Annotated in this window: 19 protein-coding genes; 10 read left to right on the top strand and 9 right to left on the bottom strand. The window is 62.1% G+C overall.

Translation table 11 applies throughout. The features are described 5' to 3' along the window. Positions 1-3 precede the first annotated feature (3 nt). From dut to ACR0NJ_RS13175, 3 genes are all read left to right on the top strand, one after another. Positions 4-459 (top strand): dUTP diphosphatase, encoded by a 456-nt coding sequence (gene dut, locus ACR0NJ_RS13185; protein WP_480817596.1) that lies wholly within the window; start codon positions 4-6, stop codon positions 457-459. Next, positions 459-1505 carry a HesA/MoeB/ThiF family protein gene (locus tag ACR0NJ_RS13180; protein WP_480817595.1) on the top strand — a complete coding sequence of 349 codons (1047 nt, stop codon included), beginning with the start codon at positions 459-461 and terminating at the stop codon, positions 1503-1505. The genes dut and ACR0NJ_RS13180 overlap by 1 nt, the downstream gene beginning before the upstream one ends. A gap of 74 nt (positions 1506-1579) precedes the next feature. Further along, positions 1580-3595 (top strand): M3 family metallopeptidase, encoded by a 2016-nt coding sequence (locus tag ACR0NJ_RS13175; RefSeq protein WP_480817594.1) that lies wholly within the window; start codon positions 1580-1582, stop codon positions 3593-3595. Between the two features lie 13 nt (positions 3596-3608). Here ACR0NJ_RS13175 and ACR0NJ_RS13170 read toward each other — a convergent pair whose 3' ends face one another. Genes ACR0NJ_RS13170 through ACR0NJ_RS13145 form a run of 6 tightly spaced genes read right to left on the bottom strand, consistent with a single transcriptional unit; the run spans position 3609 to position 10175 of the window. After that, the gene (locus tag ACR0NJ_RS13170) at positions 3609-4541 is read right to left on the bottom strand and encodes a 2-hydroxyacid dehydrogenase (protein ID WP_480817593.1); all 933 of its coding nucleotides are present in this window, start codon (positions 4539-4541) and stop codon (positions 3609-3611) included. A 15-nt stretch (positions 4542-4556) separates the two neighbouring features. Beyond that, the gene (gene rodA / locus ACR0NJ_RS13165; protein ID WP_480817592.1) at positions 4557-5696 is read right to left on the bottom strand and encodes a rod shape-determining protein RodA; all 1140 of its coding nucleotides are present in this window, start codon (positions 5694-5696) and stop codon (positions 4557-4559) included. After that, positions 5693-7642: a penicillin-binding protein 2 gene (mrdA, locus tag ACR0NJ_RS13160; protein WP_480817591.1), complete on the bottom strand. Its 1950-nt coding sequence runs from the start codon at positions 7640-7642 to the stop codon at positions 5693-5695. Before mrdA ends, rodA begins: the two co-directional genes overlap by 4 nt. After that, the gene (locus ACR0NJ_RS13155) at positions 7639-8175 is read right to left on the bottom strand and encodes a rod shape-determining protein MreD (RefSeq protein WP_480817590.1); all 537 of its coding nucleotides are present in this window, start codon (positions 8173-8175) and stop codon (positions 7639-7641) included. Before ACR0NJ_RS13155 ends, mrdA begins: the two co-directional genes overlap by 4 nt. Then, positions 8168-9070, bottom strand: a complete 903-nt coding sequence (gene mreC, locus ACR0NJ_RS13150) for a rod shape-determining protein MreC (protein WP_480817589.1) — start codon at positions 9068-9070, stop codon at positions 8168-8170. Before mreC ends, ACR0NJ_RS13155 begins: the two co-directional genes overlap by 8 nt. A gap of 58 nt (positions 9071-9128) precedes the next feature. Continuing rightward, positions 9129-10175, bottom strand: a complete 1047-nt coding sequence (locus ACR0NJ_RS13145; protein WP_480614337.1) for a rod shape-determining protein — start codon at positions 10173-10175, stop codon at positions 9129-9131. A 155-nt stretch (positions 10176-10330) separates the two neighbouring features. Here ACR0NJ_RS13145 and ACR0NJ_RS13140 point away from each other — a divergent pair, with 155 nt between their 5' ends. Then, the gene (locus tag ACR0NJ_RS13140) at positions 10331-11116 is read left to right on the top strand and encodes a 23S rRNA (adenine(2030)-N(6))-methyltransferase RlmJ (protein WP_480817588.1); all 786 of its coding nucleotides are present in this window, start codon (positions 10331-10333) and stop codon (positions 11114-11116) included. A gap of 76 nt (positions 11117-11192) precedes the next feature. Here the strand turns inward: ACR0NJ_RS13140 and ACR0NJ_RS13135 are convergent, their stop codons facing one another. Next, the gene (locus ACR0NJ_RS13135) at positions 11193-12761 is read right to left on the bottom strand and encodes a 2-isopropylmalate synthase (protein WP_480817587.1); all 1569 of its coding nucleotides are present in this window, start codon (positions 12759-12761) and stop codon (positions 11193-11195) included. A gap of 275 nt (positions 12762-13036) precedes the next feature. Here ACR0NJ_RS13135 and ACR0NJ_RS13130 point away from each other — a divergent pair, with 275 nt between their 5' ends. Further along, complete coding sequence (locus tag ACR0NJ_RS13130) at positions 13037-13702, top strand: SDR family NAD(P)-dependent oxidoreductase (protein ID WP_480817586.1); 666 nt, start codon at positions 13037-13039, stop codon at positions 13700-13702. Positions 13703-13706: 4 nt separating this feature from the next. Here ACR0NJ_RS13130 and ACR0NJ_RS13125 read toward each other — a convergent pair whose 3' ends face one another. Beyond that, positions 13707-15215 (bottom strand): MORN repeat-containing protein, encoded by a 1509-nt coding sequence (locus ACR0NJ_RS13125; RefSeq protein ID WP_480817585.1) that lies wholly within the window; start codon positions 15213-15215, stop codon positions 13707-13709. Between the two features lie 129 nt (positions 15216-15344). On the opposite strand from ACR0NJ_RS13125, the gene ACR0NJ_RS13120 reads away from it, so the two are divergent. The 3 genes from ACR0NJ_RS13120 to ACR0NJ_RS13110 all read left to right on the top strand — a co-directional run bounded on the left by ACR0NJ_RS13120 (position 15345) and on the right by ACR0NJ_RS13110 (position 19031). Further along, complete coding sequence (locus ACR0NJ_RS13120) at positions 15345-17003, top strand: NAD+ synthase (RefSeq protein ID WP_480817584.1); 1659 nt, start codon at positions 15345-15347, stop codon at positions 17001-17003. 257 nt (positions 17004-17260) lie between these two features. Next, positions 17261-17536 carry a hypothetical protein gene (locus tag ACR0NJ_RS13115; protein WP_480817583.1) on the top strand — a complete coding sequence of 92 codons (276 nt, stop codon included), beginning with the start codon at positions 17261-17263 and terminating at the stop codon, positions 17534-17536. A 163-nt stretch (positions 17537-17699) separates the two neighbouring features. Further along, a complete protein-coding gene (locus ACR0NJ_RS13110; RefSeq protein ID WP_480817582.1) occupies positions 17700-19031 on the top strand; it encodes an NAD(P)/FAD-dependent oxidoreductase in 1332 nt (443 codons plus the stop codon). Between the two features lie 5 nt (positions 19032-19036). Here the strand turns inward: ACR0NJ_RS13110 and ACR0NJ_RS13105 are convergent, their stop codons facing one another. Beyond that, positions 19037-19969, bottom strand: a complete 933-nt coding sequence (locus ACR0NJ_RS13105) for an MBL fold metallo-hydrolase (protein ID WP_480817581.1) — start codon at positions 19967-19969, stop codon at positions 19037-19039. Between the two features lie 116 nt (positions 19970-20085). Here ACR0NJ_RS13105 and ACR0NJ_RS13100 point away from each other — a divergent pair, with 116 nt between their 5' ends. Then, complete coding sequence (locus tag ACR0NJ_RS13100; protein ID WP_480817580.1) at positions 20086-20520, top strand: DUF1801 domain-containing protein; 435 nt, start codon at positions 20086-20088, stop codon at positions 20518-20520. A gap of 89 nt (positions 20521-20609) precedes the next feature. Beyond that, complete coding sequence (gene gltX / locus ACR0NJ_RS13095) at positions 20610-21935, top strand: glutamate--tRNA ligase (protein WP_480817579.1); 1326 nt, start codon at positions 20610-20612, stop codon at positions 21933-21935. The last annotated feature ends 135 nt before the right edge of the window (positions 21936-22070 follow it).

The raw sequence follows: 22070 nt of genomic DNA, 5'->3' as shown, positions 1-22070 counted from the left end.
GTGATGGTAGCAATTCGTGTGATCCGCGAAGAAGGGTCCGATGCGTCGGTGGCCTTGCCCTCTTACGAGACAACCGGGGCCGCCGGGGCGGATATACGCGCGAACCTGCCGGGTGGGGCTTCCATTGTGCTGGAGCCCGGCCAACGCGCTCTTGTGCCAACTGGTCTGCGGATCGAGATCCCCAGCGGGTATGAAGTGCAGGTGCGCCCCCGCTCGGGCCTTGCGCTGAAACACGGGATCACGCTGCCCAACACACCCGGCACCATCGACAGCGATTATCGCGGACCGTTGGGCGTGATCGTGATGAACGCTGGGCAGGAACGGTTCGAGATCACGCACGGCGAGCGCATCGCGCAACTGGTGGTCGCCCCTGTCGTGCAGGCCGTCTTTGAACCGGTCGAGGCGTTGGGCGATACCGCGCGCGGGGCCGGAGGTTTTGGCTCGACCGGGCGCGGCTGATGCTGCTGGTTCTGATCCTGTCCGCCGGGCTTTGGGGCGTAGGTTGGCTGGCGGGCGTGTCTCGCACCGCCCGCACGGTGTCGATCGGCGTGCTGCTATTGGGCGTGATCATCGCCCAACTGATCCTGCCTGACGGGCATCCTCTGCGTCAGGCAACGGGTGGAACTGCGGCACCATGGCTGATCCTTGCAGGTTTCGCCGCGCTTGTTTTGGTGTATGGCAGAGGGCTGAAAGCGTTGCGCAACCGCGCCACGCCCGCGTCAGACAAGGAGCCCGCCATGCCATCCGACCGCTTCATCGAAACCGAACTTGAACGCTACGCCCGTCACATTGTTTTGCGCGAACTGGGTGGTCCGGGGCAGAAGAAACTGAAACAGGCGCGGGTTCTGGTGATCGGCGCAGGCGGTCTTGGCGCGCCGGTGCTGCAATACCTGGCGGCGGCTGGCGTGGGCACCATCGGGGTGATTGATGATGATGAGGTCGAGAACGCCAATCTGCAGCGGCAGGTGATCCACAGCGATGGTAACATCGGCATGCCCAAGGTCTTTTCGGCGCAGCAAGCGATGCAGGCGCAAAACCCGAACGTATCCGTTCTGCCCTATCACCGCCGTTTGACCGAGGACATTGCTACAGACCTGTTTGCCGACTTCGATCTGATCATGGACGGCACCGACAATTTCGAAACGCGCTATCTGGCCAACCGCACCGCCGTTGCGTTGGGCAAGCCGTTGATCTCGGGCGCGCTGTCGCAATGGGAAGGGCAGTTGAGCGTTTTCGACCCTGCCAGCGGTGCCCCCTGCTATCAGTGCATCTTCCCCGAAGCGCCCGCTGCAGGCTTGGCGCCCTCCTGTTCCGAGGCTGGCGTGATTGGTCCCCTGCCGGGTGTGGTGGGGTCGATGATGGCGGTCGAGGCGATCAAGCTGATCACCGGCGCAGGGACTGCATTGCGTGGCGAGATGTTGATCTACGACGCGCTTTACGGCGAAAGCCGGAAAATCACCCTGTCGCAACGCGCGGATTGCCCGATCTGCGGCACGGCTGGTTGACCAGCATCAAATTTCCCACCTGATCTGGATCATCGCGGTGGTCCTGCCTAGCTATTGGGGCAAAGGAGATCACAATGACCAACCCGATCCTGTCCGACTGGACCACCCCGTTCGAGCTCGCCCCCTTTGCGCAGATTTCCGACGATGATTTCGCGCCGGCGCTGGAGCAGGCGATGCAAGCGCACAACGCGCAGATCGACGCGATTGCCGCGAACCCCGAGGCACCTAGCTTTGCCAACACGATCGAAGCGCTGGAGGCTGCGGGCGAGGCACTGGACAAGGTTCTGTCGGTTTTCTTCACCGTCGCGGGCGCGGACAGCAATCCCCGGCGGGAGGAACTGCAGCGCGAGTTCTCGCCCAAGCTCTCGGCGCATTTTTCGGGGATTTCGTCGAACAAAGCCCTGTTTCAGCGCGTCGCTGATCTGTGGAACCGCCGCGATGAGTTGGGCCTGAGCGACGAACAGGCCCGCGTTCTGATGCTGACACATCGGGGTTTCGTGCGGGCCGGAGCCGCGTTGCAGGGCGAGCACGATGCTCGGATGCAGGATATCAAGTCCCGGCTAGCCTCGCTGGGCACATCCTTCACGCAGAACCTTCTGGCGGATGAGCGGGACTGGTTCATGGACCTGACCGAGGACGACCTGCAAGGCCTGCCGGATTTTGCGGTGGATGCCGCCCGCGCCGCAGGGCAGGAGAAGGGGGCGGATGGCCCCGTCGTTACCCTGTCGCGGTCGATCATCGTGCCGTTTCTGCAGTTCTCACCCCGCCGGGACCTGCGCGAAAAGGCCTATCGCGCGTGGACTGCGCGTGGGGCCAATGGCGGTGAGACTGACAACCGAGAGATTGCGGCGGAAATCCTGCGCCTGCGCGAGGAACGCGCCAAGCTGCTGGGCTATGACAGCTTCGCCGATTACAAGCTGGAAACTGAAATGGCGCGCACGCCAGACCGGGTGCGCGATCTGTTGATGCAGGTCTGGGAACCGGCCAAGGCACGGGCGGATGCCGATGCCGACATTCTGACCCGGATGATGCAGGAGGATGGTGTGAATGGCCCTCTGGAAGCCTGGGACTGGCGCTACTACGCCGAGAAGCGCCGCAAGGCCGAGCATGATTTGGATGAGGCCGCGCTGAAACCCTATCTGCAGCTTGACCGGATGATCGAGGCCGCCTTTGCCTGCGCGGGCCGCCTGTTCGGGTTGGAGTTCGCCCCGCTGGACGTGCCGCTCTATCACTCCGATTGCCGCGCGTGGGAGGTGACGCGGAACGGCGAGCATATCGCCGTGTTCATTGGGGACTACTTCGCGCGCGGCTCGAAACGCTCGGGGGCATGGTGCAGCGCGATGCGCGGGCAGGCCAAGTTCCCAAAGGAACAGGCACCGGTGGTGATCAATGTCTGCAACTTTGCCAAGGGCGACCCCTCGCTGCTGTCTTATGACGACGCCCGGACTTTGTTCCATGAGTTCGGCCATGCGCTGCATCAGATGTTGTCGAACGTGACTTATGAAAGCATCTCGGGCACCAGTGTGGCGCGGGATTTTGTGGAACTGCCCAGTCAGCTTTACGAACACTGGCTGGAAGTGCCCGAGGTTCTGGCCGAATTCGCAACCCACGCGGAAACCGGCGAACCCATGCCGCAGGAGATGCTGGAGAAGGTGCTAGAAGCCGCCAATTTCGATCAGGGGTTCCAGACGGTCGAATATGTCGCCTCGGCGCTGGTCGATCTGGCCTTTCATGACGGCGACGCTCCGGCGGACCCGATGGCAAAACAGGCCGAAGTGCTCGACGGTATCGGCATGCCCGCCGCCATCGGTATGCGCCACGCCACCCCGCATTTCGCCCATGTCTTTGCGGGCGACGGCTATAGCTCGGGCTACTACAGTTACATGTGGTCCGAGGTGATGGATGCGGATGCCTTCGCCGCCTTTGAGGAGGCTGGAAGTGCCTTTGACTCCGACCGCGCCAAGGCGTTGGAGGAGAACATCCTGTCAACCGGCGGCTCGCGCGAGGCCGAAGACCTGTATCTGGCCTTTCGCGGTCGAATGCCGGGGGTTGAGGCCCTGTTGAAAGGGCGCGGCCTGATCGCGGCTTGAGTGAATTGGGCCGTCAGTATCCCAACTGGCGGTCCACCAGATGGAGGAGGGGCTCGCCCGCCTCACCGCGCCGAATGTTTTCGCAGATGACCTGCGCGGCGGTCACCGGGCGGGTCTCTGAGGCGATATGCGGCGTGACGGTCACGTTGGGATGCGCCCAATAGGGATGCTCGGGCGGCAGGGGTTCGACGCGGAACACGTCCAGCGTGGCGTGGCCGATCTGACCCGAGTTCAGGGCATCCAAGAGCGCCTCATCGTCGATCAACGGCCCACGGCCCGGATTGATGATCTTTGCGCCTTTGGGCAACAGGGCGATGGTCTCGGCGTTCAGCGTGTTCTCGGTGGCAGACGTGTCGGGCAGCAGGAGGATGACGACTTCGGCTTGTGACAGGGCTTTGCGCAGCCCCTCGGTCCCACTCAGGCAGTTGACGTCGGGGATATCCTTCTGTGTCCGGCTCCAGCCTGTCACCCGAAAGTTCAGCGCGGTCAGTGCTTCGGCGGCGGCCTGCCCCAGCGACCCCAAACCCAGCACGCAAACCCGACGCTCGGAAGCCAGCGGCGGGGCGTCGGGCGTCCAGACACCGTCCTGAACGGTGATGTGTTTGTCCATGCCAAGGTGATAGCGCAGCACGTGACCCACGACCCATTCGGTCATGCCCTGTGTCAGCCCGTGATCCACCATCCGCGCCAGCGGGACGGTGAGGGTTTCATTGTCCGCGATCTGTTCGACACCGGCCCACAGGCTCAGAACCGCTTTGAGGCGCGTGTAAGGCGTGAAATCCAACAAACCGCCGTTGGGGGCGTAGACGACGTAATCCACCTGATCGGGCGCGATGTCGGTGGCCAGATTGAACGCCACGCCCGCGTCGCGCAGGCCTTGTGACAAGAGCGGCTCATAGATCGGCCATAGGGCAGAGCGCGCGGAAAACAGGACGTTCACGGGCATGGGTGGCCTTTCAGATCAGCGGGGGCGGTGGATATGGGCGCTTTGCACGATACCGAAGGCGGCCATCAGGACCAGCATCGCCGAACCGCCATAGCTGACCAGAGGCAGCGGCACGCCGACAACCGGGGCCAGCCCCATCACCATCGACATGTTCACGGCAAAGAACAGGAAGAAGTTCAGCGCGATGCCCAATGTGACCAGCGACGAGAACCGGTCTTTGGTCGATAGTGCCGTGACCATGCAAAAGACCAGGATCAGCACGTAAAGCACCAGCAGGGTGATGCCGCCTACAAAGCCGAACTCTTCAGCCAGCGTGGTGAAGATGAAGTCGGTATGCTTCTCGGGCAGGAAGTTCAGGCGGGACTGGGTGCCTTGCATGAAGCCTCGGCCATTCCAGCCGCCCGATCCCAGCGCGATTTTCGATTGCGTGATGTGATAGCCCGCGCCCAGCGGGTCGGTGGAAGGGTCCAGGAATGTGTCGATGCGGCGGAATTGGTAATCCTTCAGCAATTGCCACTCGGTCCCCCGGCTGTTGAATACCGCTGCAATCAGCCCGACAACGGCGGCTATGACGGCAGCGAAATAGGCCCAGTGCACACCGGCGAGGAACATCAGTCCTCCGCCCGCAGCCAGCAGCAGGATTGAGGTTCCAAGGTCCGGCTGGCGCAGAACCATGAAGGTTGGGATCAGGATCAGGATGACCGGGATCAACACCCATAAAGGGCGTGAGGTTTTGTACGACGGCAGCCAATCGTAATAAGCCGCCAACAGCATCACCAGCGTAACTTTCATGACCTCGGATGGTTGCAGCCGCATGAACCCAAGGTCGATCCAGCGTTGCGCGCCCATGCCGATGGTTCCGAAGAGTTCAACGAAAACCAGCAGGGCGATTGACCCGAGATAGGCCACCACAGACATGTTCCGCCAGAACCAGATCGGGACCAATGCGATGATGAACATGGCCGTCAGGCCCAGGCCAAAACGTTCCATCTGCGGCTCGGCCCAGGGCCGCCATGAGCCGCCCGCAACTGAGAACAGCATCAGGAACCCGGCGCTGGCGGTGCTGATCAGCAGCAGCGTCAGGGGCCAGTTCATATACAGAAATTTGCGGAACCCCGATGGCGTGGATTTGACGGCATATTCAAGATAGCTCATGCGCGGTCCTTTTCGTCAGGACGCGCTTTGGGGCGGCGGTCGCCTTCCAGCCGTTTTTGCTGTTCCTTGATCCGGTCGCGGTCGGCGACGGGGTAGGCTTCGAGCGGAGGCGTGCCGTTGTAAAGCGCCTGCAGCATGATATCGCGCGCCACCGGGGCCGCTGCCTTGGACCCGCCGCCGCCATGTTCGACCACAACGGCAATGGCGTACTTTGGATTGTCGTAGGGCGCGAAGCTGACGTATAGCGCGTGGTCGCGACGTTCCCACGGCAGATCCTCGTTGCGGATCACGCCTGCGGCACGTTCCGCCTTTGTGATGTTGCGGACCTGACTGGTGCCGGTTTTGCCCGCCATGCGGAACTCATCCGCGATGATGCGGCTGCGATAGGCCGTTCCGCGCCGGTCGTTCGAGACGGCCCACATCGCCTCGCGGATGTGGTGCAGGTTGGACGGGTTGAGGCCCAGCGGCTCACCCGCACCGCTGGGTTGTTCGATCCCGTCAATGGATCGCACCAGCCGAGGCGTGACGGCACGACCGGTTGCGATCCGCGCGGTCATCACCGCCAGTTGCATGGGCGAGGCCAGCATGAAGCCCTGCCCGATTGAGGCGTTGGCCGTATCGCCGATCAGCCACTCTTCGCCGTGAACCCGGCGTTTCCAGTCCTGATTGGGGGCCAATCCGGCGCGCACCGCTGACATTGGTATGTCGTGCTTGATGCCCAGTCCAAGGGTGCGGGCCATGTCCGAAATCTTGTCGATCCCGACCTTTATCGCAACATCGTAATAGTAGACGTCGCAACTGCGCTTCAAGGATGTATCCAGATCGACCATCCCGTGGCCCCCGCGTTTCCAGCAGTGGAAGCGGCGGCTGCCGACTTTCAGATGGCCGGGGCAGTAAACTGTGTTGCCTGGGCCGATGACACCGGCCTCAAGCGCGGCCAGCGCCGTGACCATCTTAAAGGTTGAACCCGGCGGGTAGGTGCCCTGGACAGTTTTGTTCGCCAGCGGGCGGTACTTGTCCTGCGTCAGTATCTGGTAATCAGCGACCGAGATACCGCGCACGAACAGATTGGGATCGAAACTGGGGGCCGAGGCCATCGCGCGTAGATCGCCGGTCTCGCAATCGATGACGACGGCGGCAGCGCTTTCTCCGGCCAATCGGGCTTGGGCGTATTGCTGTAGGTCCGCATCGACGGACAGCTGCAGATCGGCGCCCGGCTGGCCCTCCTGCCGGTCCAGTTCGCGCATAACACGGCCAGTTGCGTTGACCTCAACGCGTTTGGCCCCGGCTTTGCCGCGCAGTGAGATCTCCTGTCTCGCTTCCAGCCCCACCTTGCCAATCTGGAACCGGGGGATACGCAGCACCGGCTCCGGGTCTTCGATCTGGCTGAGGTCATAGTCGCTGACCGGGCCGACATAACCCACGATATGGGCGAAATCCTCGTAGCGGGGGTATTGGCGCGTCTGGCCGACCTCGGGAGTGACTCCGGGCAGGGCCGGGGTGTTGACGGCAACTTTCGAGATATCTTCCCACGTCACCTGATCGGCCAGCGTGACCGGCAGGAACGGTGCGGTGCGGCGCATTTCGGTGCGGGCGCGTTCGATCTCATCTTCGTTCAGCGGGATCAACTCGGACAGTTTGGCGATCACCTTGTCCACGTCGCCTGCATCCTCGCGCACGATCACAATGCGGTAGGACGGAGAGTTCTGGCCGATGATCTGCCCGTTGCGGTCGTAAATCCGGCCCCGGTTTGGCGGGATCAGGCGGATGTTGATGCGGTTTTCCTCGGCCAGCAGCCGGTATTCGTCGGCCTGATCCACCTGCATGAACCGCATCCGCGCCGCCAGCCCGCCGACAAACGCGGCTTGCAGCCCGCCCAGAACCAGCGCTCGCCGCGGCAGGCGTTTATAGGCCAGTCCCTGAGATTTGGGCTTGTGCTGCTTCATACCCGCGACCCCACTGCGCTTGCATCCGCCGAGGACATGCGGCGGATGCCAAAGACGCTTTGGCTGAGCCAAACGATCAGGGGATAGGCCAACACGGTCAGAATCAGTTGGACGACTACCGGGGACAGTGCGGTTTGTTCGACGGACAGAACGGACAGGACTATGCGGTTGGTCAGAAAGATGGCGGTAATCACGACAGAGACCGACGACCACTCGCCCACGAAACCGGCATCACGCATGCCCGGAGCCGCAGACCGCAGATAAGCTGCGCCAAGCACCACCAGCGCCGCCATCAGGCCGGGTGGGCGTTGCAGCAGTAGGTCCGACATCAGCATCGCAACGGCAATCAGAAGGGTCGGCACATAATCCGGTCGCCGCAGGACCCAGGCAAAAGTCAGCGCGATCAGAACGTCGGGAAACGGCCAGCGATCCGGCGGAGTGTTCAGCGGCAGCAGGTGCAGAAACAGCACCAAAACGGTCAGCAAGACGTAAAGCCCGCGCATTCCCCAGTTGTGAGAGGCCGGTTTATCCATCGACGGCCTCCTCGGGTGTTAGCGCGGCTTCGGGGCGGGCGGGGCCAACGATGCCTCCGGGGTCGTTGATGCGTGGGGCGGCGTTAAAGCGAAGAACCCGCAGGAATTCCAGCCGTTCGAAATCGGCGGAGAGGCGCACGCGCAAGCGGCCACCGGGATCGGCTGCGATCTGTCCGATGAGCAGACCGGCGGGAAACACCCCGCCATCGCCGGATGTGATGACCCGGTCACCGGGTCGTACCAGTTCGCGGTTTTCCAGAAACTCGATGGCAGGGGCGGGGGTGTTGTCGCCCTTGATCAGGGCGGTCTGGCCCGAGGGCTGAATGGTAGCGGGGATCGCGCTTGAGGCATCTGTCATCAGGATCACCCGGGCGGTGTCCGCGCCAACGCCGGAAATCCGCCCGACCAGCCCGATGCCGTCCATCGTGGCCCAGCCATCGACGATACCGTCCCGTTCACCGACATTCAGCAGAACCGATTGCCGGAAGGGTGATCCGCTATCGGCCATCACAACGCCGGTGATATAGGTCAGGCGCGGGTCAAGGCGGACATTGTTCAGGTCCAGCAGTCGCGCGTTTTCCTGCTCCAGCTGCAAAGCGGCCTCTTTCCAGGCGCGCATCAGGCGCAGCTCGCTACGCAATTCGCGGTTCTGTTCGCTCAGTCGCTGGTAGCTTTTGAAATCCCGGATCAGGTTGACGGTGGCGGTCACAGGCACCATCGCCCATTCCATCGAGGGCACGACCTTATCCACCACCTGTGCGCGGAACCGTTCCACGCGCGGGCTGTCGATGCGCCAGACCAGAAAGATGCCAATCAGGCACAGGACCACGATCCCCAGCAGCAAGCGGCGCAGAGGGGTCGTGTATTCGTCGCGCTGTGATCGGTCTTTTGCCACAGGTTACCTTCCCGTGCTGCCCGTGCCGAATTTACCCTATCTGCAAAGGGTGCGCGCCTTAGCTTTCGTAGTCAATCGCGTGGCGCAGCTGTTTTTCATATTCCAACGCTTTGCCGGTCCCCAAAGCCACACAATTCAAGCTTTCGTCAGCAATTGAGACGGCCAGACCGGTCTGTTCGCGCAGCGCCAGGTCCAGATCGCCCAGCAACGCGCCGCCGCCAGTCAGCATCACGCCCCGGTCCACGATGTCGGCGGCCAGATCGGGCGGCGTGGTTTCCAGCGCGGTCATCACCGCCTCGCAAATCTGCTGGACGGGCTCGGACAGCGCTTCGGCCACCTGTGCCTGGCTGATCTCGATTTCCTTCGGGACACCGTTCAGCAGGTCGCGGCCCCGGATATGCATCGACTGGCCACGGCCATCGTCGGGCATCCGTGCGGTGCCGATGGTGGTCTTGATGCGCTCAGCAGTGGATTCTCCAACCAGCAGGTTCTGCTGGCGGCGCAGGTACGAGATGATGGCTTCGTCCATCCGGTCGCCCCCAACGCGGACCGAGCGGGCGTAGACGATGTCACCCAGCGAGAGAACGGCCACCTCGGTGGTGCCGCCGCCGATATCGACAACCATGTTACCGGTCGGGTCGGTGATCGGCATGCCCGCACCAATCGCGGCGGCGATGGGTTCGGCGATCAGGCCCGCGCGACGGGCCCCGGCGGACAGAACGGACTGACGGATGGCGCGTTTTTCAACCGGGGTTGCGCCATGCGGAACGCAGACGATGATCTTGGGCTTGGAAAAGGTCGAGCGTCTGTGCACCTTGCGGATGAAATGCTTGATCATTTCCTCAGCGGTGTCGAAGTCAGCGATGACGCCCTCGCGCATGGGACGGATCGCCTCGATCGAACCGGGGGTCCGGCCCAGCATCAGCTTGGCGTCTTCGCCCACCGCCAGAACCTTCTTGACGCCGTCCTTGACGTGATAGGCTACGACCGAGGGTTCCGACAGGATCACACCGCGCCCCTTGACATAGACCAGCGTGTTCGCTGTCCCGAGGTCAATCGCCATGTCCGCTGTGAACAGGCCGCCCAGATTGCCAAAGATTCCCATGTTTTCCGTGATCCTGTATGTCGGTTTTTCTACTGCCCGCGACTCGACGGTTCCGGGACGGATGCCTTATAGGGTGCCAACACGCCCGGTAAAAGGGCTGATTCCGCGACAATCAGCACCTTTCCGCCTTATTGATAGGGACTTTAGAAGGCAAAATGCTCTCATATCAACATATTTACCACGCGGGAAATCTGGCTGATGTACAAAAGCACGCTTTATTGGCGTGGACGCTGGATTACCTGACGCAAAAGGACAAACCGCTCAGCTATATCGAGACGCATTCGGGGCGTGGTCTGTACCAGCTTGACGCCGTTGAGGCGGTTCGAACGGGCGAAGCCGCTGCGGGCACCGCACGCGCCCAGCGGGAGGGATGGTTCGGCCCCGATCATCCGATGGCGCGGGTGCTGCGGGCGGTGCAGGCCCGTTACGGTGGTGAAGCCTATCCGGGCTCGCCGCTGATTGCGGCCAATCTGCTGCGCGCGCAGGACAGCCTGCACTTCGCCGAGTTGCATCCGCAGGAATATGCGGCGCTTTCGTTGGCGATGTCGCCGTTTGGCGCGAAGGTCTATCAGCAAGACGGGTTTGAACTGGCGCAGTCCTTGCTGCCGCCGACGCCACGGCGTGGGATGATGCTGATCGATCCCAGCTATGAGGTGAAAGCGGACTACGACCGCCTGCCGGGTGTAATCGCCAAGCTGCACCGCAAGTGGAACGTTGGGGTGATCGCGCTGTGGTATCCGATCCTTACGGACGGGCGGCATGGGCCGATGATCTCGGCGTTGAAAGCGGCAGGTTATCCCAAGGCCATCTGCCATGAGGTTATGTTCCCTCCGGCGCGTGAGGGGCATCGGATGGTCGGTTCGGGCATGTTCGTGCTGAACGCGCCCTTTGGGCTGGCGCAGGAGGCTGAACGCCTGACGGCTTTGTTCGCCCGGCTCTGAGCGAGTGCCGGGGGCCTGAAACTTTGAAAGTTTCAGGCACGGTTTCTTTTCAAGAAACCGGTCCCACCCGCCGCGCTCAGGTCAGGTCTTTGTAACTGATCTCGCGCGCGTCCGCCCCCGGACCGGCCTTTTCACGGCGCACGATCAGACGGTTCAGCGCGTGAAGATAGGCTTTGGCCGAAGCCACCACCGTGTCCGTATCGGCAGACTGGCCGGTGGCGATCATTCCATCCTCTTCCAGCCGGACAGAGACGGTCGCCTGCGCATCCGTGCCTGCAGTGACGGCGTGGACCTGATACAGTTGCAAATGCGCCTTGTTGGGATAGATCGCACGGATCGCCTTGAAGGTCGCATCAACCGGGCCGTCGCCATGTTCGGTGGCGATGACATCCGCGCCGTCGACCTCAAGCTCGACGGTCGATTCCGCCTGACCGCCGGTGCCGCAGGTGACTTTCATCGACACCAACTGCAGGTGATCATCGGCCTCATCCAAAGTCATCAGGGCGATCAGGTCGTCGTCAAAGACCTCTTTCTTGCGGTCGGCCAGATCCTTGAACCGCACAAAGATGTCCTTGAGCTGGTTGTCGCCAACTTCAAACCCCAGCGTTTCCAGCTTGTCGCGCAGCGCCGCGCGGCCCGAGTGCTTGCCCAAGGGCAGCGAGGTGCCCGAAAGGCCGATATCCTCAGGCCGCATGATTTCGAAATTCTCGCGGTTCTTCAGCATGCCGTCCTGGTGGATGCCGCTTTCATGGGCAAAGGCGTTCTTGCCGACGATGGCCTTGTTGAACTGGACGTTGAAGCCCGACACCGTCGCCACACGGCGCGAGATATGCATGATCTTGGTGGTGTCGATGCCCGTATTCCAAGGCATGATGTCGTTGCGGGTCCGCAGCGCCATCACCACCTCCTCCAGCGCGGTGTTGCCTGCGCGTTCTCCCAGACCGTTGATGGTGCATTCGATCTGACGTGCGCCACCGGCGACAGCGGCCAGCGAGTTCGCGGTCGCCATGCCGAGGTCATTGTGACAATGGGTTGCAAAGATCACCTCATGCGCGCCCGGGACCGTCTCGATCAGGCGCTGGATCAGGTCGGCGGATTCCATCGGGGCGGTATAGCCCACCGTATCGGGGATGTTGATCGTGGTCGCCCCCGCCTTGATCGCAATCTCGATCACGCGGCACAGATAGTCCCACTCGGTCCGGGTGGCATCCATCGGCGACCATTGCACGTTTTCGCACAGGTTACGCGCATGGCTGACGGTTTCGTGGATCTTCTCGGCCATCTCGTCCTGCGTCAGGTTCGGAATGGCGCGGTGCAGCGGAGAGGTGCCGATGAAGGTGTGAATGCGGTTTTTGCCTGCGTGTTTCACCGCCTCCCAGCAGCGGTCGATATCGGCGAAATTGGCACGCGCAAGCCCGCAGATGCGGCTGTTCTTCGACCGCTGGGCGATCTCGGTGACGGCCTTGAAATCGCCCTCGGAGGCGATGGGGAACCCGGCTTCGATGATGTCGACGCCCATCTCGTCCAGCAGCTCGGCGATTTCCAGCTTTTCGTTATGGGTCATGGTTGCGCCGGGGCTTTGTTCGCCGTCGCGCAGCGTTGTGTCAAAGATCAAGACGCGGTCTTGGTCGGTCACGTTTGTCATGGGATACTCTTTCTTCTTCTGTCCTAAAGCCTATGGCGCGCGGGCGTCCTCCTCTGAGCGGGCGCGCCGGTTGGCACGCTCAGAGGCGGATTAGGATCAGTAGGCCACGCAGAGACGCACCGCGAAGGGCGGTGGCGGCAAAAGGGATATCTGCGCGGTTGATCATGCCGTCAGGTTATACAGCGCGCAACGGGAATGAAAAGAACCAAATTGCAAGGGGCTGCTTTGGGTTCATTGTATATTGATCGCGTCGGTCTGGCCGCTAGGTGTGGAGCATGGAAAAAGCACTGATCATCGGCGCGACAGGTGGCATCGGCGGCGCAATCTGCGACCGGCTGGTGGCCCAGCAGGTCGCGGTGACGCGCCTGTCGCGGTCTGCCCAGGGGTTTGACCTGACCGAACCAGATGCGGCGCTTGGGATGCTGGACGCACAACCCGGCCCGTTCGACCTTGTGCTGGTCGCCTCGGGCGCGTTGGAGATCAACGGGGCGGAGCCGGAAAAGACCCTGCGCGCAGTGTCGGCGCAGGCGATGATGGATCAGTTTGCCCTGAACGCGGTCGGTCCGGCGCTGGTTCTGAGTCGGGCGCAACGGTTGCTTCCGCGAAAGGGGGGTTCGGTCTTTGCGGTGCTGTCGGCGCGGGTCGGGTCGATCGGCGACAACCGCGCGGGTGGGTGGGTCAGTTATCGCGCCGCCAAGGCTGCAGTGAACCAGATCGTGCATACGGCGGCCATCGAACTGGCGCGTACCCATCCCGAGGCAATTTGCGTCGCGCTGCATCCCGGTACGGTCAAAACGGCGTTTACACAGAAATATCTGGGCAGGCATCCGGCGGTCGAGCCGCAGGACGCCGCCGAAAATCTATTGAACGTGATTGGGGCGCTGACGCCCGCCGATACGGGCGGCTTCTTCGATTGGGCCGGGAAACCGGTGCCGTGGTGACGGCTCAGCCGTCGGACGGTTCGGTTGCTGCTTCGCCTTCAGTGGTCTCAGCCTCAGCGGGCTGATCTTCTGCCTCGGTCGCGTCTGAGGCCGTGTTGCGTTCGGGCAGTTCGTCATTCTCCCAGACGCCCGATTCCTCCTGCCCGTTGGCGTAGCGCATGGTCCCTTCGCCCTGACGTTTGTTGTCGAGGAAACCGCCCTCGTACACATCGCCGGTGCTATAGGTCGCAACGCCAATGCCGGTGATCTTCCCTTCGACCCAGTCGCCGGTATAGGTGAAGCCGCCGGGCGTCGTGATGGTGCCCGAGCCGTGGCGTTTGCCATCGAGGAAATCGCCTTCGTATTTGGTGCCGTCTGCAAAGCTGGACTTGCCCTTGCCCTGCCGCACGCCATCGACCCACTCGCCTTCATAGCGATAGCCGTTCGCAAAGGTGATGACGCCGGTGCCGTGGCTGACCGCGTTGCGGAACTGGCCGGAATAGACGACACCGTTCGGATAGGTGGCCTTGCCGGTGCCCTCGAACACGCCGGCGATCCATTCACCGTCATAGATCGTGCCGTTGGGATAGGTGTTCTGCCCTTTGCCGTGGGGCAGGTCGGCGCTGAGTTCACCGATATAGGTCGCGCCGTCGGGATAGGTAATTTCGCCGAAGCCTTCGATCTGGCCATCCGCCCAATCGCCGGTATAGCGGTAGCCATCGGTGCCCACGAAACTGCCCTTACCGTGGCGGTTGTCATCCAAATAATCGCCCTCGTAGGTGTTGCCGTTGGCGTAAGTTTCCTTGCCTTTGCCCTGACGGCGGCCTTCGAGCAGTTCGCCCTCGTAGACATCGCCATTGGCAAGCGTCAGCCGCCCGGTGCCGGTCATCAGGTTGTCCACCCATTGCCCGTCATATTCGAGGCCATCGGATTGCACCAACCGGCCCTTGCCGTGGCGCTGGCCATTCTGGACCTCGCCCTCATAGACCGAGCCGTCGGCCAGGGTGATCTTACCCGCGCCCTGTTTCGCGCCGTCCAGCCAGTCGCCTTCATATGTATAGCCGCTGGGATCGGTCAGTTTACCCGCGCCGTGATGGCGGCCATCTTTGAATTCGCCTTCGTAGTTGACCCCATTGGCGTACGTGGCCACGCCGGTGCCGTTGATCGCACCACCGGCCCAGTCGCCCTCATAGCTGCCGCCATTGGCATAGGTGATCTTGCCGTGCCCCTCGGGCTGGCCCTTGGCAAAACTGCCTTCGTAGATCGAGCCATTGGCAAAGCGGGCGACGCCTTCGCCTTGAATCTCGCCCCCAACCCACTGGCCGGAATATTCGAACCCGCTGGGCAGGCGATAAGTGCCGGTTCCGTGGCGCAGGCCGTTTTCGAATGTGCCTTCGTAGACGCCGCCGACCTCATCATCCTTGATGATAACATTGGTGTCCTGCGCAGCGGCAAAACCTGCCGCTATGGCCAAAACACCTGCGGTCACTGAGATGCGGATCACGTTCATGGTTGCTTCTGCCTGCCCGGTCATCTTGGTTGCTTTCCCGGGCGCAAAACTAGGGCACCGCACGGGGCAGAGCAACGGCTTTTGCCGCATTGGTCTTCCACTCGGGCGGTGATCTGCTAAATGGCAATAGAAGGACGAAGGCAAGAGGGCAGCATGGCCGACCGTTTCCGTATTACTCTGGCGCAGCTTAACCCCGTTGTCGGGGATATCGACGGCAACGCAGCCAAGGCCTTGGCCGCATGGGAAGAAGGCCGCGCGGCAGGGGCGGATCTGGTGGCGTTTCCTGAGATGTTCATCACCGGCTACAACACGCAGGACCTTGTTATGAAACCGGTGTTTCACTGCGCCGCCATGGCTGCGGTCGAGGCGCTGGCTGCCCAATGCGCGGACGGCCCGGCTCTGGCCATCGGTGGGCCGTGGGTCGAAGGCGAAAGCCTTTATAACGCTTATCTGATCCTGAAAGGGGGCCGGATCACCAGCAAGGTGCTGAAACATCACCTACCGAATGAGACGGTCTTTGATGAGGTGCGCCTGTATGACTCGGGCCCTCTGGGTGGGCCCTATTCCGTCGGCAATTCCCGAATCGGCAGCCCGATCTGCGAGGACAGCTGGCACCCTGATGTGGCCGAGACGCTGGAAGAGACGGGGGCCGAGTTCCTGCTGATCCCCAATGGCTCACCCTATTTCCGGGACAAATACGATGTGCGTCTGAACCATATGGTGGCGCGCGTGGTCGAGACCGGCTTGCCGCTGATCTATCTGAACATGGTGGGCGGTCAGGACGATCAGGTCTTTGACGGGGCCACCTTTGGCCTTAACCCCGGCGGGGAACTGGCCTTCCGCATGCCTGTCTTTGATGAAACCGTAACCCATGTGGACCTTGCGCGCGGCGATGAAGGCTGGCGGATCGTCCCGTCTGAGATCGTGCCGCAACCGGATGCGTGGGAGCAGGATTACCGCGCGATGGTGCAGTCCCTGCGCGACTATATGGGCAAGACCGGCTTCAAAAAGGCGTTGCTGGGTCTGTCCGGCGGGGTGGATTCCGCGCTGGTTGCCACGATTGCGGTGGATGCGATCGGGGCCGAGAATGTGCGCTGCGTGATGCTGCCATCGGAATACACCAGCCAGTCCTCGCTGGATGATGCCGAGGCAGTCGCCAAGGCGCTGGGTGTTCACTACGACTTTGTGCCTATCTCGGACAGCCGCGCGGCGGTTACGGGTACGTTGGCGACGCTGTTTGCGGGGCGTGACGAAGACCTGACCGAGGAAAACATCCAATCCCGTCTGCGTGGACTGTTGTTGATGGCGATCTCGAACAAGTTTGGCGAGATGCTACTGACCACCGGCAACAAGTCCGAGGTCGCGGTGGGGTATGCCACGATCTATGGCGACATGAATGGTGGCTACAATCCGATCAAGGACCTGTACAAGACCCGCGTTTTTCAGACCTGCCGCTGGCGCAACGCCAATCACCGCGACTGGATGATGGGCCCCGAGGGTGAGGTCATCCGCCCCTCGGTCATCGACAAACCCCCAAGCGCCGAACTGCGCGCGGATCAGAAGGACAGCGACAGTCTGCCGGATTACCCGGTGCTGGACGGTATTCTGGACATTCTCGTCGATCAGGACGGCTCGATTGCCGATTGTGTCGCCGCCGGGTTCGACGAAAACGACGCCCGCCGGGTCGAGCATCTGATCTACATCAGCGAATACAAGCGGTTCCAATCGGCCCCCGGAACCCGCCTGACCAGCCGTGCTTTTTGGCTGGACCGGCGCTATCCAATCGTGAATCGCTGGCGGGATCGGGGCTGAATTTGCGCTGAAATAGGGACAGTGCGGGCCGAGATTCATCGACTGTTTCCGACTTCGTTTCAATACAGCATGTTTTTGCCCGATTCTGGCTATCTCGCTTGTTTGACTGACATTTTTCCGCCACATTTATGCTTGGAAGTTGCCTCATGTGGGGTGGGTGTGACGCAAGGCTGCTAAGTTGCAGAACATTGGCGAAAGCTGATCTGACTGTGAAGCACCCCGGGGCTGTTTATCTGAGTTAACGGTTTGGTGTTAAAATGTACGAGGAATACGACAAGACCCTTCACGGGCCATTGAAGTACAAGACGATGGAATCTCCGGCGCAGGAGCTGGATGAAGCAAAGCTGGATGCGGCCATCGCGGATATGCTGAAACAAGAGCCTTCGGTGGATAACAAGGTCGAGCCCATCCGCCGGCCCGAATTCCCGGACCTGAAGTCGCAGGAAGACGTGACGGCGCTGGACGCGCATAAGGATGCCGGACTTTCGGCAGTCCTGCGCCAGAAGTGGGCGGAATTCTCGGGCGCAGCCTAAGTACCTGACCAAACCCAAAGTCAGCCCGGGCCCAAGTCTTGGCCCGGGCTTTTGCACGTTGGCCACAGGTTCCGACAATCGTCGCGGTAACCCGCCAAACCAGTTGCTTGCATCCGGTTCCTGCGCCTCCATAGCGGTCCGAGCGATTGAGTAAGAGCCGTTGATGCCCGGTCCCAAACCGACCCCCGTAGAATCTGACCTGTCTTTGCCCAAAACGGTGGATGTCGTCGTGATCGGCGGCGGCATCATCGGAGCCTCGACGGCGCTTGAACTGGCGGAACGGGGGCTCTCGGTGCTGCTGTGCGAAAAGGGCCAGATCGCGGGCGAGCAAAGTTCCCGCAATTGGGGATGGGTGCGGCTGGGAATGCGCGATCCGCGTGAGATTCCGCTGATGCAAGAGTCTTTGGGCATCTGGCAGGGGTTGGATGTCCGTCTGGGTCGCCATACGGGATACACACAATCCGGCATTCTGTTCGGGGCCTCCGGTGGCCGGTCCGCTGGAAACCTGGATCGTTGGCTGCGCAATGTCGAAGGGTTGCAGACCGGTGCGCGGATCGTTTCGGGTGATGAACTAAACGCCCTCTTACCGGATCATCAGGACGCGTTCGAATGCGCGCTCTACATGCCGCAGGATGGCCGGGCTGAGCCGCAATGGGCCGCGCCCGCCATTGCGGAAGGAGCCCGCGACAGGGGCGCTGTGGTCATGACCAATTGCGCCGCGCGCAGCGTCGACATGCAGGCGGGCCGCATCGCCGGGGTCTTTACCGAGCGCGGGCGGGTGTCCTGCGCAGGCGTTGTTCTGGCCGGGGGCGCGTGGTCGCGCCTGTTTGCCGGAAACGCGGGGATCGACCTGCCGCAGCTAAAGGTGCTGAACACGGTGATGCGCACATCACCCGCCGGGAATGGTCCCGAGACTGCGCTATGGTCAGACGGTTTTGCCATCCGAAAACGGGCGGACGGCGGCTACACGATTGCCTCGGGCCACGAAAATACGGTGGATCTGGTGCCCGACAGTTTCCGGCTGGCCCGGCAATTCCTGCCCGCGTTCGCTCAGGAATGGAGATCGCTCCGCTTCCGCCTGTCCAAACGCTGGCTGGTCGAGGCGCGCGAGGACAGGTCGTGGCTGCCTACCGACGTGACCCCTTTCGAACAGTGCCGGGTGCTGGACCCCGAGCCGTCGCAGAAGATTCTGCGCAAAACATGGGCCAAAGCGCGCAAGGGCTTTCCCGCGCTGGAACAGGCTGAAATCGTGCAAAGCTGGGCGGGTATGATCGACGTCACCCCGGATGCGATACCGGTGATCTCGGGCGTGGATTCGCTGCCGGGTATGTTCATCGCAACCGGATTCTCGGGACACGGCTTTGGCATCGGCCCCGGAGCGGGCCGGTTGATGGCTGATCTGGTGACGGGGGCAACACCTTGTGTTGATCCGGCCGCCTTCCGCCTGTCCCGTTTCACGGATGGCTCAGAGGTGCGGCCGGACCCGGGCTACTAACCCGCTCAGCCCATCATCTGATAGCTGACCGGAACAAAGCGGAACCCGTCGCCGCGCGTTTCCACATACCCGGCGGCGGGGAAGGGCATGTGGTAGCCGATCATCGGCACCTTGTCGGCGGCCAGCAGTCCCAACACCTTGCGGCGCGAGGCGGTTGCGGCGGCTTTGTCCATGTCAAAGCGGACCTCCCATTCGGGATGCGCGAAGGACCAGACATAATGGTTGGCCAGATCCGCCGTCAGGATCAGGCGCTGTCCGTTGCTTTCAAGGTGATAAACCATATGGCCTGGCGTGTGCCCAAAGGTCGCCATCGCCGTCACGCCGGATACAACGTCGTTGCCATCTTCGACAAAGGTCATCTTCTCGGCCAGCGGCGTGACCTTGGCGGCCACCAGATCACCGACGCGGTTGCCGGCCTCCTGCGCGGCCCAGAAATCATATTCGGGGGCAGCGGTGACATAGCGGGCGTTCGGGAAGGTTGCTGCGTCATTGGTGGTCATGCCGCCAATATGGTCGGGGTGCATGTGGGTGATGACCACAACGTCGATCTGATCCGGCGTCACGCCCGCATCCGCCAGCGCCGCCTGAATGCCGCCCTGCCCAAGCCCGGTGTCGAACAGAACCAGTTCAGCCCCGGTGTTGACCAGCGTGGGCGTAAAGAAGAACTGCGCCACGTCGGGCGAGATAAAGTTGTCTGCCGACACCTTGGCGAAATCCTCGTCCGAGGCCCCGCCGCCGAAAATCTCCTGCGCGCCGTCGCGGGGCAGGCTGCCGTCGAGCAGAGTGGTGACGGTGAAATCGCCAAGCTTGAAGGATTTCGCGATGGTCGAATTGGCCTTGGTCTCGGTCCCCGCAGCCAGAACCGGGGCGGCGGCCGAAGCGAAGGGCAAGGCTGCTGCAGCGCCAAGCGCCGCTCTGCGTGTCAAATTGATGGTCATTTTGGTTCTCCCTGTCAGAACATCAGAACTTCAACTAGGTCGGTCAGTGTCGTCTGCCACTTTGTACCCGCAACACATGGGCTGCGTAGATGAACATTACGTGTTAATTTTTGTTCATGTCGCGATCAGAGAACAAAACCGTCCCCACCGGGCGCAGTGTCGCGCGTTTTCTGAGCGCGGTACAACCCGCGCGCAAAGCGGACGAGGCACTCATACTGGATGCACTATTCCGCAAAGTGACCGGTTATGCACCTGTTATGTGGGGCCCATCGATGATCGGGTATGGGAAATACCGTTACCGCTACAAATCCGGGCGCGAGGGGGAATTTCTGGCCACCGGGTTTTCGCCGCGCAAGGCAGCGTATTCGATCTATATCATGCCCGGCTATGCCGATTTCGGAGATATCCTGTCCCGGTTGGGGAAACACAAGCTGGGCAAGTCCTGTCTCTATGTGAACAAGCTGGCGGATATCGATTTGGATGTTCTTTCTGACCTGATCCGAGCCGGGCTGAAAGACCTTGAGACGCACTGGCCAGTCGAGCCGACCTGAGCCCTGGCCTGCGCCGCCCGGCGGGTTTCCCTCATTTGCTGGACAATTCATCCATCCTGTGACAAGAGCCGCGCCAACAGGAGACTCCCATGACCACGACCCGTTTCGCCCCGTCGCCCACCGGTTACATCCATGTGGGCAACCTGCGCACCGCCCTGATGAACTATCTGATCGCCCGCAAGGCAGGCGGGACTTTCATCCTGCGCATCGACGATACCGACCCCGAGCGGTCGAAGGAAGAATATGTCGACGCGATCAAGCAGGATATGGAGTGGCTGGGTCTGCACTGGGACCGGGTTGAACGCCAGTCCGAGCGGCTGGACCGCTATGCCGATGCTGCGGACAAGCTGCGCGAGATGGGCCGGTTCTATGAGGCGTTCGAGACGCCGACCGAGCTGGACCTCAAGCGCAAGAAGCAACTGAACATGGGCAAGCCGCCGGTCTATGACCGCGCGGCGCTGGCTTTGTCAGATGCCGAGAAAGACGCGCTGCGCGCCGAGCGTGGCAATGGCGTGTGGCGGTTCAAGCTGAACCATGAGCGGATCGAGTGGGCCGATGGAATTCTGGGCGATATCTCGATCGACGCGGCTTCGGTCTCTGATCCGGTACTGATCCGGGGCGACGGTCAGGTTCTCTATACCATTGCTTCGGTGGTGGACGATACCGAGATGGGCGTGACCGATGTGGTGCGTGGCTCGGACCATGTGACCAACACGGCGACGCAGATCCAGATCATCGAGGCGCTGGGCGGGTCTTGCCCGCGCTTTGCACACCATTCGCTGCTGACCGGTCCACAGGGCGAGGCGCTGTCGAAACGTCTGGGCACGCTGGCGCTGCGTGATCTGCGTGAGCAGGGGGTGCAGCCGATGGCGCTGCTGAGCCTGATGGCGCGGTTGGGGTCGTCCGATCCGGTCGAGCTGCGCGCGGATATGGCAGAGCTGATCGAGGGGTTCGATGTCACCCGCTTTGGTGCGGCCCCGACCAAGTTCGACGTACAGGACCTGTTCCCGCTGACCGCGAAACACCTGCAGACGCTGCCGCTGGCTGATGTGGCGGATGCCGTGGCCGATGCCGGCGTTCCCGCTGATCTGGCCGAGCCGTTCTGGGCGATGGCGCGTGAAAACATCACCACGCTGGCGGACCTCAAGGACTGGTGGGCGCTGTGCCGCGACGGCGCCGATCCTCTGATCGACGATGAGGATCGCGACTTCATCGCCGAGGCCGTGGCGCTGCTGCCCGAAGGCCCGTTCGATGGCGAGACCTGGGGTGTCTGGACCAAAGCTGTCAAAGAAGCGACGGGCCGCAAGGGCAAGGGCCTTTTCATGCCGCTGCGCAAGGCCCTGACGGGCATGGAGCGGGGGCCGGAGATGGCGGCTCTGCTGCCCTTGCTGCAGGTGATCCGCGCGCGGGGGTAAGGGAATGCGCCTTGCGGCGCGGACCGGGGCTCCACCCGTTCGAGGATGAAACTGTCCCCCGGACAGTTTCCGGGACGCCTCTCACCCTCCGGCGGAGGTATTTTTTGAACAGAAGAAGGGGTGGGCTGCTGTGCC

The organism is Ruegeria sp. F11 (genome assembly GCF_056533855.1).
This window is presented reverse-complemented; position numbering and strand designations above follow the sequence as displayed.